15 protein-coding genes are annotated in these 15199 nt (G+C 69.6%); 6 read left to right on the top strand and 9 right to left on the bottom strand.

The window, feature by feature from the left end; translation table 11 throughout:
* Window positions 1-73: 73 nt before the first annotated feature.
* From rplI to rpsF, 4 genes are all read right to left on the bottom strand, one after another.
* Window positions 74-523, bottom strand: a complete 450-nt coding sequence (gene rplI / locus OG792_RS33750) for a 50S ribosomal protein L9 (protein ID WP_329105841.1) — start codon at window positions 521-523, stop codon at window positions 74-76.
* A gap of 14 nt (window positions 524-537) precedes the next feature.
* Complete coding sequence (gene rpsR / locus OG792_RS33745; RefSeq protein ID WP_007073789.1) at window positions 538-777, bottom strand: 30S ribosomal protein S18; 240 nt, start codon at window positions 775-777, stop codon at window positions 538-540.
* A 44-nt stretch (window positions 778-821) separates the two neighbouring features.
* The gene (locus OG792_RS33740; protein ID WP_329105839.1) at window positions 822-1367 is read right to left on the bottom strand and encodes a single-stranded DNA-binding protein; all 546 of its coding nucleotides are present in this window, start codon (window positions 1365-1367) and stop codon (window positions 822-824) included.
* Window positions 1368-1448: 81 nt separating this feature from the next.
* On the bottom strand, window positions 1449-1739 hold the full coding sequence (gene rpsF / locus OG792_RS33735; RefSeq protein WP_121157770.1) for a 30S ribosomal protein S6: 291 nt from the start codon (window positions 1737-1739) through the stop codon (window positions 1449-1451).
* A gap of 807 nt (window positions 1740-2546) precedes the next feature.
* Between rpsF and OG792_RS33730 the strand changes: the two genes are divergently transcribed.
* Window positions 2547-3323 (top strand): deoxyribonuclease IV, encoded by a 777-nt coding sequence (locus OG792_RS33730; RefSeq protein WP_329105835.1) that lies wholly within the window; start codon window positions 2547-2549, stop codon window positions 3321-3323.
* Between the two features lie 14 nt (window positions 3324-3337).
* Window positions 3338-5581, top strand: a complete 2244-nt coding sequence (locus tag OG792_RS33725) for a hypothetical protein (protein ID WP_329105832.1) — start codon at window positions 3338-3340, stop codon at window positions 5579-5581.
* 104 nt (window positions 5582-5685) lie between these two features.
* Here OG792_RS33725 and OG792_RS33720 read toward each other — a convergent pair whose 3' ends face one another.
* Both OG792_RS33720 and OG792_RS33715 read right to left on the bottom strand, forming a co-directional pair.
* A complete protein-coding gene (locus OG792_RS33720) occupies window positions 5686-7236 on the bottom strand; it encodes a glycosyltransferase family 87 protein (RefSeq protein WP_329105830.1) in 1551 nt (516 codons plus the stop codon).
* A 121-nt stretch (window positions 7237-7357) separates the two neighbouring features.
* On the bottom strand, window positions 7358-9625 hold the full coding sequence (locus OG792_RS33715; protein ID WP_329105828.1) for a transglycosylase domain-containing protein: 2268 nt from the start codon (window positions 9623-9625) through the stop codon (window positions 7358-7360).
* Between the two features lie 7 nt (window positions 9626-9632).
* On the opposite strand from OG792_RS33715, the gene OG792_RS33710 reads away from it, so the two are divergent.
* Window positions 9633-10217, top strand: coding sequence for a hypothetical protein (locus tag OG792_RS33710; RefSeq protein WP_329105826.1), 585 nt, complete (start codon window positions 9633-9635; stop codon window positions 10215-10217).
* Between the two features lie 319 nt (window positions 10218-10536).
* Here OG792_RS33710 and OG792_RS33705 read toward each other — a convergent pair whose 3' ends face one another.
* Window positions 10537-10998, bottom strand: coding sequence for a DUF5318 domain-containing protein (locus tag OG792_RS33705; protein WP_329105824.1), 462 nt, complete (start codon window positions 10996-10998; stop codon window positions 10537-10539).
* A gap of 177 nt (window positions 10999-11175) precedes the next feature.
* Here OG792_RS33705 and OG792_RS33700 point away from each other — a divergent pair, with 177 nt between their 5' ends.
* Both OG792_RS33700 and OG792_RS33695 read left to right on the top strand, forming a co-directional pair.
* Window positions 11176-11823, top strand: a complete 648-nt coding sequence (locus tag OG792_RS33700) for a PadR family transcriptional regulator (protein ID WP_329111602.1) — start codon at window positions 11176-11178, stop codon at window positions 11821-11823.
* Window positions 11824-11843: 20 nt separating this feature from the next.
* Window positions 11844-12923: an inositol-3-phosphate synthase gene (locus OG792_RS33695; protein ID WP_326561844.1), complete on the top strand. Its 1080-nt coding sequence runs from the start codon at window positions 11844-11846 to the stop codon at window positions 12921-12923.
* A 90-nt stretch (window positions 12924-13013) separates the two neighbouring features.
* Here OG792_RS33695 and OG792_RS33690 read toward each other — a convergent pair whose 3' ends face one another.
* Together OG792_RS33690 and OG792_RS33685 are read right to left on the bottom strand one after the other, a co-directional pair.
* Complete coding sequence (locus tag OG792_RS33690) at window positions 13014-13589, bottom strand: methylated-DNA--[protein]-cysteine S-methyltransferase (protein ID WP_329105819.1); 576 nt, start codon at window positions 13587-13589, stop codon at window positions 13014-13016.
* A 23-nt stretch (window positions 13590-13612) separates the two neighbouring features.
* On the bottom strand, window positions 13613-14284 hold the full coding sequence (locus OG792_RS33685; RefSeq protein WP_329105818.1) for a hypothetical protein: 672 nt from the start codon (window positions 14282-14284) through the stop codon (window positions 13613-13615).
* A 339-nt stretch (window positions 14285-14623) separates the two neighbouring features.
* Here OG792_RS33685 and OG792_RS33680 point away from each other — a divergent pair, with 339 nt between their 5' ends.
* Window positions 14624-15181: an NADPH-dependent FMN reductase gene (locus tag OG792_RS33680; RefSeq protein ID WP_329105817.1), complete on the top strand. Its 558-nt coding sequence runs from the start codon at window positions 14624-14626 to the stop codon at window positions 15179-15181.
* Window positions 15182-15199 lie beyond the last annotated feature (18 nt).

Here is a 15199-nt window from a genome sequence, read left to right as displayed (position 1 = left end):
GTCGCGAGTGTTCGTTCGATGCAACGAGTGAAGGCCGCACCCGAGGGTGCGGCCTTCACTCGTCAGTTCCGTACTACCGGCCCTGCACCACGTTCAGGTCGAACTTGGCGGTGACGTCCGGGTGCAGCTTGACCCGCACCGGGTACGCACCGACCGACTTGATGTGGCCGGGCAGTTCCAGCCGGCGCCGGTCGAGGACCGGGCCGCCAGCGGCCTTGACCGCGTCGACGACCTCGGCCGGGGTGACCGAGCCGAAGAGCCGGCCACCCTCGCCGGCCCGCGCCCTGAGGCTGACCTTGAGCCCTTCGAGCTGGCCGGCGACCTCGGTGGCGTGGCCGAGGTCGCGGATCTCGCGAGCCGAGCGGGCCCGCTTGATGACCGAAACCTGCTTCTCCGCACCCTTGGTCCAGACGATGGCGAAGCCCTGCGGAAGCAGGTAGTTACGGCCGTAGCCGTCCTTCACCTCGACAACGTCGCCGGGGGAACCGAGACCGGACACTTCCTGCGTCAGGATGACCTTCATGTCGGCGTCTCCTCTCAGCGGGCCGTGGCCGTGTACGGCAGGAGCGCCATCTCACGGGCGTTCTTGACCGCACGGGCGATCTGGCGCTGCTGCTGGGAGGTGACCCCGGTCACCCGCCGAGCGCGGATCTTGCCGCGGTCGGAGATGAACTTCCGCAGCAGCGCGGTGTCCTTGTAGTCGATGTAGGTGATCCCGTCCTTGTCGAGCGGGTTCACCTTCTTCTTCGGCTTGCGCAGTGCCGCAGCCTTTGCCATTGCTCTTGCTCCTGGTTTGCGATCGCGAGCGCTCGGCGGCGCCATCAGAACGGGGGCTCTTCGTCGAAGTTTCCGCCGCCCGAACCGGAAGCCGAGGAGGACGGGGCTGCCGTGGCCCACGGGTCGTCGAAGTTGCCTCCGCCGCCCTGGCCACCACCGCCACCGCCACCGCCGGAGGCGCCGAAGCCGCCACCTCCACCAGCGGAACGCGACATCTTCTGCACCTTCGCCGTGGCGTACCGCAGCGACGGGCCGATCTCGTCGACCTCCAGCTCGATGACGGTGCGCTTCTCACCCTCGCGGGTCTCGTACGACCGCTGGCGCAGCCGGCCCGAGACGATCACGCGGGCACCCCGCTGTAGTGACTCGGCAACGTGCTCCGCTGCCTGCCGCCATACGGTGCAGGCAAGGAAGAGCGGGTCGCCGTCCTTCCACTCGTTCGTGGCCCGGTCCATGAACCGGGGCGTCGATGCGACCCGGAACTTGGCTACCGCCGCGCCAGACGGGGTGAAACGCAACTCGGGGTCATCAGTCAGGTTGCCGATGACCGTGATGGTGGTATCTCCTGCCATGACCAACTCCTCGCGCACTCATCAGACTCCGTCGTAGGCTGCCAGAGCAGTACGACAGAGCCCTGAGGCTGATCCGGGCGTGCCGGGAAAGAACGCGCGTCAGCGCGTTTCCGGCCGGATGACCTTGGTGCGCAGCACGGACTCGTTGAGTCGCAGCTGACGGTCCAGCTCAGCCACCGCCGCAGGGGATGCCTGCAAATCGATGACGGCGTAGATGCCCTCGGCCTTCTTATTGATCTCGAACGAGAGGCGCCTGCGGCCCCACACGTCGAGCTTCTCCACCGAGCCACCCGCAGTGCGGATCACGTTGAGGTACGTGTCGAGCGACGGGGCGACGGTGCGCTCCTCGAGGCTTGGATCGAGGATGACCATGATCTCGTAATGACGCAAGACGTGCTCACCTCCTATGGGCTAACGGCCACGGTCCTTCCGTGGCAGGAGGTCGTGCGTCGTTGCCTCGGCACCGGCGGGGGAACCCGTGGTGACACAGACAACCTGACCAGGATACCCGGTGGCGTACCGGGAGGTTCACCGGGCGTACGGGGTGTTGACAGAGCCCCCTCCCGTCGAAGATCGACAGAAAGGGGCCCTTCCTTGCAGAGCCGCGGGGCGCCCTGTCCGCATTCTTTGGGTGGGACCTGGGGAGGAACGACCACACCGATGAGGTTGGACAGGAGGCGCCCCGCGGAGCCTACTTAGTTGTCATCTTACGCCACAACAGTCCGTGTTGCCCGTTGAGCGATGATAGCCCGAATTGCCCCGGCGCTTACGCCTACCACGCAGATCGTGGCAATGAGCGCGAGCAGGCGGGTCAACCCGGCGTCCCCGGCAAGGGTGCTCCCCTCCGCCGCGCCGGGCCGCGCGGCGGAGGGGTGCCATGAATCAAGGTCAGTCGTACGCCCGACGGCCGGCACCACCGCGATCTGCCCACCGAGGGTCGCCGCCGCCAGCGGCGGCGCACCGGCGAACAACGCGGCAACGGCCACGGTGGCGCGGCGGTGTCGGAGCAGCGACGGCACTTTCCTCGTCCCTCGGTCGGCAGCGGTTGCACCTGATCCGAGTGCCGGGCCAGGAGTCTCACCACTGCTAACGACCGGCCCGGCAGGCGGTAACGCGGCCCGCTCCGCGACGCCGCACCGCCCCACCCGACAGCCGCCGCGATGCCGGCCCTGGTCTGTGGCACGTAGGCTCGCCCTCATGCGTATCGGAGCCCACGTCGACTCTGCGGACCCGCTGGACGAGGCCACCCTCCGCAAGGCGGACACGGTGCAGTTCTTCCTCGCCGATCCCCAGGGCTGGAAAGCACCCGAGCCACGGGCGGACGCCGACCGGTTGCGCGCCGCCGAGGTCGACGTCTACATCCACGCGCCGTACGTGATCAACGTGGCGACGTTGAACAACCGGATCCGGATCCCCAGTCGCAAGCTGCTCGTCGAGCACGCCAACGCCGCCGCGACAGTCGGCGCCCGAGGGCTGATCGTCCACGGCGGTCACGTGAACAAGGGCGACGACATCACGAAGGGCTTCGACAACTGGCGGAAGACCTTCGCGTACGCGGCCGAGTCCGGCGGGTTCGCCACCCAGGTGCTGATCGAGAACACCGCCGGCGGCGACAACGCGTGCGCCCGCCGGTTCGACGCGCTCGCCCGGCTCTGGGACGCGGTCGGTGAGTACGGCGTCGGCTTCTGCCTCGACACCTGCCACGCCCACGCCGGCGGCGAGGACCTGCTCGACATCGTGGACCGGGTCAAGGCGATCACCGGTCGGATCGACCTGATCCACGCCAACAACTCGAAGGACGGATTCGACTCGGGCCGCGATCGTCACGACAATCTGGGTCAGGGGAACATCGATCCCGACCTGGTGGTCGCCGTCATCCGCGCGGCCGGCGCCCCGGTCGTCGTGGAAACCCCCGGCGGGGTCGACGGCCAGAGCGCCGACATCGCATTCCTGCGCGACCGCGTGGGCCGGTAGGGAAAAGCAGGCTGATGACAACGGACCAGTCGAACGCCACCGACGTGCCCGCCGAGGCGACCGGTCAGGCCGACCCGGCCGATCGGGATGCCACCGGCACGGACGCGGCGACCACCAACGGGTCCGGTCCCACGACCAACGGGTCCGGCCACACCAAAGCCACCGACAGGTCCGAGGGCGCCGGCCAGCCCGACCAGCCGCGTACGACGGTCGGACCCGACGCCACCGACCAGCCGGATGCCGACGGCGCCACCGAGGGCCGCGACAAGACCGGCACGGGCACGGGCTCGACCGCGACGCTGGTCGAACCGGCGGTCATCGACCTGGGCGTCGTCGAGCGGAACACCTCGGCATCCGGCACCGGGTCGCGCCCGCCGTGGTGGCGGCGGACCTGGCCGTTGCGGCGGCCGGCGGCGAGCAGCGGCGAGCAGCTCAGGGAACCGACCGGTACGGACGCGACCGATCAGCCCGACGCCGAGCCGGCCGACCGGTGGGCGGCGTTCGCGCCCGCCCCGGAGCCGGTGCCCGGTCGGCTGAGCCGGGTCACCCGGGTCCTGTTCCACGAGTGGACCCTCGCCGGTCTGGCCAGCCTGGTCCTCGCCGTCGTCATGACCTGGCCGACGCTGCGCTACCCGGCGCACACCATCCCGCAGGACATCTGGGACCCGACCCTTCAGGCGTGGCAGATGTCCTGGTCCGGGCACATCCTGCTGACCAACCCGGCGCTGCTCTGGCAGTCGAACGCGTTCTACCCGGAGTCGTGGAGCTTCGCCTTCTCCGACACCCTGCTCGGGTACGCCCCGGCCGGGATGATCGGCAACGGCCCGGTTGCCGCACTGGTCCGCTACAACATCATCTTCGTGCTGGCGCACGCTCTCGCCACCGTCGGCGCGTACGCCCTGGTGCGGCAGCTCGGGGCGGGGCGGATCGGCGCGGCGGTCGCCGGGGTGGCGTTCGCGTACCCGCCGTGGTTGCTCTCCCAGGCCGGTCACCTGCACGTCATCTCCAACGGCGGGATCCCGCTGGCGCTGGCCATGCTGGCCCGTGGCCACGGCTGGTCGCTGCGGCACGGCTTCCGACCGGAGCGCAAGCACGCCGGCTGGGCGCTCGGCGGTTGGCTGGTCGCGGCGTGGCAGCTCAGTCTCGGCTTCGGCATCGGCCTGCCGTTCGCGTACCTGCTGGCCGGGATCGTGCTCGTCGCCTCGGTGACCTGGTTCGTGCGGCGTACCTGGTTCTGGCCGGAGCGCCGGCCGCTCGGCGTACGGCTGCTGCTGGCCGACTTCTGGGGCGCGGTGATCTTCGCGGGGATCGGTGTACTGCTGGCCATCCCGTACTTCCGGGTCGCCGAGCTGCACCCGAACGCCCGGCGTACGGTCGGCGACCTCGCGCTCTACTCGCCCCCGCCCAGCGGGTTCGTGGTCGCGCCGCAGGAGTCGCTGGTCTGGGGCAGGCTGCACGACGCGGCGCGGGCCGGACTGCCGTGGGCACCGGAGAACACCCTGCTGCCCGGATTCGTGCTCTACGCGCTGGCCCTCGCCGGCCTGCTGTTCTCCATCTGGACCATCCGGCAGCGCCTGCTGCTGCTCGCCGGGGTGCTGGTCAGCGCGATCCTCACGATGGGCACCGAGTTCTTCGGCGGTCGGTTCTCCTACCTCCCGCTGTTCGAGCACCTACCCGGTTGGGACGGGCTGCGTACGCCGGGCCGGCTGATGATCTGGACGACGCTGCTGCTCGGGATCATCGCCGCCGGTTCGGTGAGCGCGTTCGCCGAGCGGGCCCGGGACATCTCGGCGGCGGAACGGATACCGCCGCGACCCGGCCCGCTGCTGCGGCTGGCCACCCTGCTGCCGCTGGTGCTGGTGCTGGCCGAGGGGCTGAACTCGACCCCGACGCCGATCGTGCCGGCCCAGCCCGCGGCGCTGCGTACGGTCGACGGCCCGATCCTGGTGCTCCCCTCGGACCAGGGCACCGACCAGCACGTGATGCTCTGGTCGACCAGCCGGTTCCAGGACGTGGTGAACGGCGGCAGCGGTTTCACCCCGGAGTCGTTGGCCCAGGCGCGCAAGCGTGCGGAGGCGTTCCCCGACCAGGAGAGCGTCGACTACCTGCGCGGGCTCGGGGTGAAGACGGTCGTCCTGCTCAAGAACCGGGTGGCCGGTACGCCCTGGGCGGGTGCCGCAGACATGCCGGCGGAGCAGTTCAACATCCGGCGCGAGGACAGTGGCGACACCATCGTCTTCCACCTCGACGGAAACTGAGCCGGTACGCCCGAGCCCCACGGCGGCCCCGAACGCGACGGCCCGGTTCACCCCGACGATCGGGTGAACCGGGCCGGTTCGACTTCTGCCCTCGGTGCCGCCGGTCAGCTCACCGGTACCGGCTGGTCGCTCGCTGGCGGTGGTGGTTCGGGGGACGGGTCGGACCCGGCCGGCCCGCGTCCCGTACGCCATCGGGTGAACCAGGGCGCGTCCGGTGCGCCGTCCAGCACGCCGCCATCGGGGTCATCGTCGTACGTGGCGCGGACCGGGTCGAGTTCGGGGCGGAGGATCTCCCGGATGATCAGTCCACAGAGGATGGCCACGGTGACCAGCCGGAGGGTGGCGGCGAGTACGAACACGCCCTCGGGGAAGACCTGCTTGCCGGAGGCACCGAGCAGTTCGCCGTAGAACGCGACGAAGTAGCCGACCTCGGCGAGTTGCCAGGCCAGGAACGCGCCCCAGCGGGGGCGGGCGAGCACCAGCAGCGGCAGCAGCCAGAGCGTGTACTGCTGGGACCAGACCTTGCTGAAGATCAGGAACGCGGCTACCACGAGGAAGGCGAGTTGGGCCAGCCTCGGCCGGCGCGGAGCGAGCACCGCCAGCAGGGCCACGCCGATGCAGGCCAGCACGAACAGGGCGTACGTCAGGTAGTTGAGGGTGGGGTCGACGTTGTTGCTCAGCCACTGGAACGGCCCCTGGTCACCGGGGTTGCCGGTGTTCCACTTCCCGTCCAGGTAGCGGCCGATGTACCAGAGCGTGCCCCAGTCGATCGGTCGTTCGGTGTTCAGCTCGAAGAACCGGTCCCAGCTCTCCCGGTACGGGATCGCCACCGGCAGGTTGACCGCGACGACCGTGACAACGGCGGTGCCGGCGGCAATGAGTGCCTGCTTCAGCCGGTTCGCGCGGAGCGCGAGGATCAGCAGCGGGCCGAAGATGAACAGCGGGAAGAGTTTTGCCGCACCGGCCAGGCCGAGCAGGATGCCGGCCGCGACCGGCCGTCGTCTGGCCCAGGCGTACATGCCGAAGGCGGCGAGGCCGATGGCGAGCAGGTCCCAGTTGACGGTGGCGGTGACCAGCAGCGCCGGTGACAGGGCGAAGAGCGCCGCGTCCCAGGGCCGGCGGCGCCGCATCGAGAGCAGCATGGCCACGGTCGCGACCGCCAGGGCGCTGAGCACCAGGGCGTTCAGGTTGTAGAACCACTGGCCCTGGTTGATGCCGGGCCGGGACTCGCCGAGCGCGTGTACGGGCAGCCCCAGCGCGCCCATGAAGTACCCGGTCACCACCGGGTACTCGACCGGGTGGTCGGCGTAGGGGACCTTGCCCTCGTTGAGGCCCTCGGCGTAGTAGAGCGCGAGCACGTCGGTGTAGCAGAGCCGGGTGTACTGGTAGTTGTTCTGCCACGCACCGTCCTGGCAGGGCGACTTCTGCACCCAGTGCAGGGCGAGCGTGAGGCAGGTCAGGGCCAGCACGATCCGGGCCGCGCTCCAGAAGACGAGTCCGCCGCGACCACCGCCGCGTCGCCGGTCGACGCCCACGGCGTGTTCGCCGATGGGCCCACCGATCGCTTCGGCCAGTCCGCGGACGAAGCCGTCGGAGCGGGAGGGATGGTCCACCTTTTCAGGCTCGTCGATGCCTGCCGTCGACTGCGCGCTCATGAACAGGCATCCTGCCGTACGCGACCGCCATTCGTCCCGCCCGGTCCGCCCGTGTCGGCGGCCGGGTACGGAAATGGGCCGGCGGCCGGGTGGTCACCCGGCCGCCGGCCCATCGAATCGATCAGTTCCGCGTCCGCGGGGTGGGGGACGCCGTCCCGCCGCCACCGCCGCCGCCGTTGGGGCGACCCGGCTCGTTGGGTTGACCCGGTTGGCCCGGCTGGTTCGGTTGACCCGGCTGGTTCGGCTGGCCGGGCTGGTTGGGTTGACCCGGCTGGTTCGGCTGACCCGGCTGGTTCGGCTGGTTCGGCTGACCCGGCACGCTGCCGGGCGGGCAGAGGATCTGGATCGGGTTGTCGCAGACCGGCGGCGGCGGGGGCGGAGCCACCCCGTTGCCGGCGTCCGGGTCACCGAAGTCCTTCGGCGGATCGGGGAACTTCTGCGTCTTCATGCCCTTGGAGGCGGCGTTCATGAAGTCTTTCCAGATGTCGGCCGGCAGGCCGTTACCACCGATCGCCGTCTTGTTCTTGTCCTTGATCGCCTTCAGGTCGCCCACGTTGCCGACCCAGACCGCGGTGGCGATCTGCGGCGTGGCACCGACCATCCAGGCGTGCGCGTTGTCCTTGCTGGTCGGGCTCAGTTCCCAGGTGCCGGTCTTGCCGGTCGCGGGGCGGCTGCCGGACAGCGTGTCCTTGTTCGCCTCGGGGATCTTCTCCAGCACCGCGTTGACGCTGTCGGCAACCTCGGTACGGATCCGCTGTTCCACCTTGAGCTGCTCGCCGCCGACCTTCGTCCAGGCGCCGGTTTCCTTGTCCTTCTGCTCGACCTTGATGATGAAGTGCGGCTTGCTGTACTTGCCCCGGGCGGCGAGGGTGGCCACCCCGGTGGCGTGGTCGAGCACGGTGATCGCGTACTGGCCGTAACCGACGTAGGTGTCGAACGGGGAGTCCTTGCCGGTGCCCTTGATCATGTCGAAGGGCTTGCCGGCGTCGGTCCACATGGTGGTGATGCCGGCGTCCTTTGCCATGTCCACCACCTTGTCGACGCCGATCTTCTCCGTGACGTGGTAGAAGGGCACGTTGTACGACTGGACCGTGGAGTATTCCAGCGAGCAGTTCTTGCCACAGGTCGGGTTACGACCCGCGTTCTGCACGCTGGGGCCGTTGCCGCCGACCTTGAACGGCATCGCGTCCCAGTGTGAATCGACCGAGATCCCGGCCTCCAGCGCCGCCGCCAAGGTGTAGATCTTGAAGGTCGAGCCCGGCGGGTGGCCACCGGTGAGGGTGCCTTCCAGGTTCTTGCCGGCGTAGTCGTGACCGGTGCCGTTGTCACCACCGAAGTAGGCCAGCACCCGCCCGGTTCCCGGCTGGATCGCCACCGCCGCCGCCATCAGGTTGTCCGGCTGGTCGCTGAGCTCGGAGCCCTTGGCCTTGCGCCAGGCCGCGGCCTCCATCGCCTTCTGCATCTTGCCGTCGATGGTGGTGGTGATCTTGTAGCCGCCGTCCCGGATCTCCTTGACGCAGGTCTCCGCGCTCGAACAGATCTTGAGCTGGACCATCTCGTCGCGGACGTAGTTGACGACGTTGCCGACCGGGCTGTTGATGCCGCACTCGTTGACGCAGGTGGTGTTGGGCGGGTTGACCTTCGGATACTCGACCGGCCGCTGGTCCGCCGGCAGCCACTTTTTGTCCACCATGCCGTTGAGGACGTACGTCCACCGGTCCTTGGCAGCCTCGGGGTTGTCCGACGGGTCGAAACCCTTGTGCCCGGTCACCTCGTCCGGCTGCGGCTGCTTGATCACCGCTGCCAGCACCGCGCCCTGGGCGGGGTTCAGCTTGTCCACCGAGAGACCGAAGTACGCCTGCGCCGCCGCGTCGATGCCGTACGCGCCGCGGCCGAAGTAGATCGTGTTCAGGTAGAACTGCATGATCTCGGACTTGCTGTACTTCTCGTTCAGCTTCGAGGCGAGCACCGCTTCCTTGATCTTCCGGCCGTAGCCGCCGCTCAACTCCATCGCGTTGCGGGCGTACTGCTGGGTGATCGTGGACGCGCCCTGCTTGCTGCCGCCGGTGAAGTTGTTCCACGCGGCACGGGCGATACCCATGTAGTCGAGACCGCCGTGGGTGTAGAAGTTGCCGTCCTCGGCCGCCGCGACCGCCTTCTCGACGTGGTCGGGGATCTGTTCGATCGTGACGAAGTTCCGGTTGTACTCGCCCAGCTTCACCAGTTGGGTGGTGCCGTCGCTGGCGTAGATGGTGCTGGAGAGCGGCAGCGGCAGGTCCTGCGGCAACGTCACCGTCGTGGTGTAGTACGTGGTCGCCACGACACCACCGCCGGCCAACATGATCAGCACCGCGAATCCGGCGATGAGCCAGTTGATCCGCTTACGCATCTTGGCCTTGCGCAGTGCCTCGGGGTCGTCGCCGCCCCGCCGACCGCGCCGTCCCGGTCCACCTGGTCCACCGGGACCGTTCGGGCCGCCGGGTCCACCGGGGCCACCCGGCCCGGCCGGCGAGACCGGGCGGACGCTGGCCCGACCGGCTACCCCCGCGCTGCCGGCCGCACCACCGACCGCCGCCGAGCCCACACTGGCCCGACCGACCCGGGCCCGACCGGCGGGACCGGCCCCGACCGAGGCGGAGCCGACCGAAGCCGAGCCGACCGAGGCCGAGCCAACTGAAGCGGAGCCGACCGAGGCCGAGCCGACGGAGGCGGAGCCGACCGAGGCCGACCCTCTCGACGCCGTACCCCTGGCACCCGGACCGACGGAGGCCGATCCCGAGGCCATCGGGCCGTTCGGAGGCGCGCTGCGCGGGCCGGAGCCGCCCACCGAGGCGGAGCCGACCGAGGCACGTCCACCGGCGGGCGGACCGACCGACGCGGAGCCGCGGGGTGCGGCCGGTCCCGCCGGGCCGTGGCCGCCGTTCGGGCCGCCGTGGGCCGACCAGCCCGATCCCGCGCCCTCCGGCGCGGACGAATGGTAGGTCGGGGGGGCGTCCGGAGCCGGACGCCGGTACGGGTCGTCCGCCGTGGGTCCGGGTTCGCCGTTCGGCCCTGAACCACGGGCCTGACCGCGTGCGGAGCTGGGGTCGCCGTACGAGTTCATCTGTCACACCCTGCCGGTCGCAGTGGGGCGCGCCAGCGCCACCACCGGGTTGCCGTGAGCTAGGACACGCTGCAAGCCTGACCGGGATTGCCCATTGCTTGCAGCTATTTCGGGAATAACCGGACTTATCCGGTTAGAAATCCGCCACGCGCCCTGACTGGTCAAGGAAACCGTGTTAGGGGCCGGGGGCGGTGGGTTCACCGTTGCGCCTCACGCCTTCGCCGAGCTGTTGGGGTCCGCGAGCCCGTGCCGGCCATCGCCTCGCCGACGGGCGATTCACCCGGCTCGGCCGCCAGGCCGTCCCGCCCGAGCAGATACTGCTCGACGAGGTGGTTCCAGTTGCAGCTCTGGCAGACCTCAACCACGTACACCTGGAATTCACGCACAGTCATGGCGAGCACGGGAAGCTCCGCCAACCTGCGGGCCTGACCGGCGGACTGCTTGAGCTCATCGCCGTAAATGTAGTGGACGTGCGTGAGATTCTCGCGCCGGCAGATCGGGCACCGCACCTCGGTCGGTTCGCCGTGGAAGTGAGCGGCGTTCTTCAGGTACGGAGACGCGTCGCACACCTCGTACGTGCCGACCCGCCCGGCGTAGACCTCGCGCAGCACCGCCCGCTTCTGGAGCGAGTAGTCCACCACCCGGCGCTGCGTACGCATGCGGTGAAGGGTACGCGGTTCGGCCCGACGAGGCGACCACCGTCACAGTCTGTAGCGACACGCATGCCGATCAGGGGTTTGCCCTCGCCACCCCCGGAGGTCTACGGTGCGATGTATCGGGCCGATACATCGGGTGGATTACCGGGGACCAAGCGGGGAATGGAGGACTGGCAACAGATGCTCGAACTCGCCATCCTCGGCCTCCTACAGGAGTCCCCCATGCACGGCTACGAGCTGCGCAAGGAGCTCGCCGCCAAGCTCGGAGCCATCCGTGCGGCGATCAGCTACGGCTCCCTCTACCCGACGCTACGCCGGCTGCAAAGCGCCGGTTGGATCGTCGAGGCAGCCGAGACCTCGGTCACGACCGAGGTGGTGCCGGCGCTGACCAGCCGCCGGGGCCGGGTGGTCTACAAGATCACTGCGGAAGGCAAGGAGCGGTTCGCCGAGCTCATCGCGCAGACCGGCCCGGAGACGTACGAGGACACCGGATTCGGGGTTCACTTCGCGTTCTTCGCCCGCACCGACCAGGCAACCCGGCTACGGATCCTGGAAGGTCGCCGACGCAAGATCGAGGAACGTCGCGAGGGTCTTCGCGACGTGCTGGGCCGAGCGGCCGAGCGTCTCGACGCGTACACACTCGAACTTCAGCGCCACGGGCTGGACGCCTGCGAACGCGAAGTCCGCTGGCTGGAGGAGCTCATCGCAAACGAGCGCTCCGGCCGGTCCCCGGCGGCACCGTCAAGTGCCGGCGGGACCCCATCAACCGAAATAAGCCCGTCTCCGCCTGGACGACAGCAGTCCAGCAATGAGCCGGAGCGGCCGTGATAAAGAAGGAGGCAAACGCGATGGGCTCCGTCCGCGTCGCCATCGTCGGTGTCGGAAACTGCGCCTCGTCCCTGGTACAGGGCGTGGAGTACTACCGCAATGCCGACCCAAACGACCGCGTGCCGGGTCTCATGCACGTTACCTTCGGCGACTACCACGTCTCCGACGTGGAATTCGTCGCGGCGTTCGACGTGGACGCCAAAAAGGTGGGCATGGACCTGGCCGAGGCAATCGTGGCCAGCGAGAACAACACCATCAAGCTGGCTGACGTGGCGCCGACCGGCGTCACCGTCCAGCGCGGTCCGACCCTGGACGGGCTGGGCCAGTACTACCGGGAGATCGTGCAGGAGTCCGACCGCGAGCCGGCCGACGTCGTGCAGGCACTGCGCGACGCCCGGGTCGACGTGGTCGTCTCCTACCTGCCGGTCGGCTCCGAGCAGGCGGACAAGTTCTACGCCCAGGCGGCGATCGACGCCGGCTGCGCGTTCGTGAACGCCCTGCCCGTCTTCATCGCCTCCGACCCGGCCTGGGCGCAGAAGTTCACCGACGCCGGGCTGCCGATCATCGGCGACGACATCAAGAGCCAGGTCGGTGCGACGATCGTGCACCGCGCGCTGGCCAAGCTGTTCGAGGACCGCGGGGTCGAGCTGCTGCGCACGTACCAGCTCAACTTCGGCGGCAACATGGACTTCATGAACATGTTGGAGCGCACCCGGCTGGTCTCCAAGAAGATCTCGAAGACCCAGTCGGTCACCTCGCAGATCCCGCACGAGATCAACAAGGGTGACGTGCACATCGGCCCGTCGGACCACGTGCCGTGGCTGGACGACCGCAAGTGGGCGTACATCCGGCTTGAGGGTCGCTCCTTCGGCGACGTGCCGCTCAACGCCGAGCTCAAGCTGGAAGTCTGGGACTCGCCGAACTCCGCCGGTGTCATCATCGACGCGGTCCGCGCGGCGAAGATCGCCCTGGACCGGGGCATCGGCGGGCCGATCCTCTCGGCCTCGTCCTACTTCATGAAGTCCCCGCCGGTGCAGTACTCCGACCACGACGCCCACCAGTCGGTCGAGGACTTCATCGCGGGCACCGTCGAGCGGTAGTTCACCCCCACGGTGACCACCACCGGCGCAGCGCCGATCAGCACACTTCGAGGGCCGGGTCCGATCGGGATCCGGCCCTCGCTGGTCCGCTCAGCCCCAGGCCCGCCGCAACGCGACGCCGGCCTCGATCTCCAGCAGCTGCCGCTTCCGGGGCAGACCGCCCCCGAAGCCGACCAGCTTGCCGCCCGCGCCGACGATCCGGTGACACGGCACGATCACCGGGATCGGGTTGCGGTTGCAGGCAACCCCGACCGCCCGAGCCGCACCCGGGTCGCCCAGCGCCGTCGCCACCTCGCCGTACGTGCGCATCTTCCCGTACGGGATGGTCGACATCTCCCGCCAGACGGCCCGCTCGAAGTCGGAGCCGCGACGGACCGAGAGCGGGACCGTGAAGTCGGTCAACTCCCCGGCGAAATACGACCGGAGCTGCTCGATCGCCGCCCGACGCCACCGCCCGGCCGCCGGATCGTCCACGGCGTCGCCCGCGCCCGGTTCGCCGGCCGAAACCGCCGCGCCGCCCGCCGCCGGTTCCGTATCACCCGCCGTCGGTTCCGCACCGGCCGGCAGCGCACCGGCGATCGGGCCGAAGTGCACACCGCAGATCCCCGCGTCGTCGGCGGCCACGGACAGTTCGCCGATCGGCGTGTCGAGCACGGTCCAGCGCATCGGCCCATTATCCAGGGGAAGGTTCAGACCCGGTCGAGCTGCTCCACGAGTCGGGCCGCGACCGCCCGCGCCCCGCTCTCGTCGCCGGGATCGGGCAGGTTGAGGGTGGAGACCACCAAACCCCGGCGTACGACCACGAAGTAGGAAACCGCCGCGGGCGCCTCGGCTGTCACGATCCGGCCCCGTACCAGTAGTGCCCCGTCGCCGGCGAAGTCCGAGTCGAGCAGGCTGAACGAGACCTGCCCGCCGTAGGCCGGATAGCTGCCACACGTCAGCAGCACCCGGCGTACGTCATCCAGCGCCCGCCCGGCCCACTCCGGCTCGTACGCCTCGACCACCTGGAGCGCGGCGGCCCTCGGTGTCGTACGCAGGTACTGGCGGGCGGCGGCGGCCTGCCGGTGTCGTTGCGCCGGGAAGTCCCCGTCCCGGTATCCCGGACAGTCCTCCTGGGCCCAGGGCCACCGGACCCCGTCCACCGACGTGGTGCCGGCGGCCCAGTCCGCGCCGAGCGCACTCGCGCTCAGCAGCGCCGGCTCCACCGCGACGGGTCGGCCGGCAGCCGGCGGTCGCGCCCCCGGTCGGTCGGCGCAGGCCGACAGGGTCGTGCCGGCCAGCGCGAGCAGCATCACGGCGAGCGCCGACACCGTCCGTGCCCGCGCGTTCGGCTTCGTCCGCTTGCCCCGGTGGTTGACCACGCCTGTAGAACGTGGCGCCCCGAAGCCGGCGTTGCATCCCCGCTCCGGTGACCGTCGCGGCCGGGTCGGGGACCACCGAGGTGGTCGCCGCCGTCCGGCCGCTGGGCAGGGAGTTGTGGTGCTTGGCGGAAGGCCGGACCTGTGCCGGCCGCTCGTGCGATGCTGGCGCCAACCGGGTCCTTCGCCCCACGGCTACGCCGGATCCACTGGTTGCGCGGGTCGCCGTCCGGGTAGCCGTGAGGCGTGTGTCACGTCCGATGATCCCAACAAGGGTGACGTGTCATCCTGGCTATGGCGATGTCTAAGGATGACACGTCACCCTAGTAAAGGAAGATCCACATGACCAAGGTAGCCATCATCCTCGGCAGCACCCGCCCGGGTCGTAACGGCGAGGCCGTCGCGCGCTGGGTCTACGACCTGGCGAGCAAGCGCACCGACGCCGAGTTCGAGCTGGTCGACATCGCGACCTACAACCTCCCGCACCTCGACGAGGCCATCCCGCCGGCGATGGGCCAGTACGCCAACGATCACACCAAGGAGTGGGCCGCGAAGATCGCGGAGTTCGACGCGTACATCTTCGTCACCCCGGAGTACAACCACTCCACCTCCGGCGCGCTGAAGAACGCCATCGACTACCTGTACGGCGAGTGGAACAACAAGGCCGCCGGCTTCGTCAGCTACGGCAGCCTCGGTGGCGCCCGCGCCGTCGAGCACCTCCGCCTGATCATGGCCGAGCTTCAGGTCGCGACCGTACGCGCCCAGGTCGCGCTCTCCCTGCACACCGACTTCGAGAACTACAGCGTGTTCAAGCCGGCCGCGATGCACGACGACGCGCTGAACACCGTGCTCGACCAGACGGTCGCCTGGGGCCGCGCGCTCGAAACGCTGCGCAAGTAATCGCCACCGCGCGGTACG

The sequence above is a fragment of the Micromonospora sp. NBC_01699 genome, assembly GCF_036250065.1.
GTDB lineage: Bacteria > Actinomycetota > Actinomycetes > Mycobacteriales > Micromonosporaceae > Micromonospora_G.
The sequence above is the reverse complement of the archived record's forward strand: the minus strand, read 5'-3'. Positions and strand labels throughout refer to the sequence as shown.

Excerpts from the sequence above, each read along its gene's own strand:
- rplI (WP_329105841.1), bottom strand. The coding sequence starts at position 523 with ATGAAGGTCATCCTGACGCAGGAAGTGTCCGGTCTCGGTTCCCCCGGC.
- rpsR (WP_007073789.1), bottom strand. The coding sequence starts at position 777 with ATGGCAAAGGCTGCGGCACTGCGCAAGCCGAAGAAGAAGGTGAACCCG.
- OG792_RS33730 (WP_329105835.1), top strand. The coding sequence starts at position 2,547 with ATGCGTATCGGAGCCCACGTCGACTCTGCGGACCCGCTGGACGAGGCC.
- OG792_RS33725 (WP_329105832.1), top strand. The coding sequence starts at position 3,338 with ATGACAACGGACCAGTCGAACGCCACCGACGTGCCCGCCGAGGCGACC.
- OG792_RS33720 (WP_329105830.1), bottom strand. The coding sequence starts at position 7,236 with ATGAGCGCGCAGTCGACGGCAGGCATCGACGAGCCTGAAAAGGTGGAC.
- OG792_RS33715 (WP_329105828.1), bottom strand. The coding sequence starts at position 9,625 with ATGCGTAAGCGGATCAACTGGCTCATCGCCGGATTCGCGGTGCTGATC.
- OG792_RS33705 (WP_329105824.1), bottom strand. The coding sequence starts at position 10,998 with ATGCGTACGCAGCGCCGGGTGGTGGACTACTCGCTCCAGAAGCGGGCG.
- OG792_RS33700 (WP_329111602.1), top strand. The coding sequence starts at position 11,176 with ATGCTCGAACTCGCCATCCTCGGCCTCCTACAGGAGTCCCCCATGCAC.
- OG792_RS33695 (WP_326561844.1), top strand. The coding sequence starts at position 11,844 with ATGGGCTCCGTCCGCGTCGCCATCGTCGGTGTCGGAAACTGCGCCTCG.
- OG792_RS33690 (WP_329105819.1), bottom strand. The coding sequence starts at position 13,589 with ATGCGCTGGACCGTGCTCGACACGCCGATCGGCGAACTGTCCGTGGCC.
- OG792_RS33680 (WP_329105817.1), top strand. The coding sequence starts at position 14,624 with ATGACCAAGGTAGCCATCATCCTCGGCAGCACCCGCCCGGGTCGTAAC.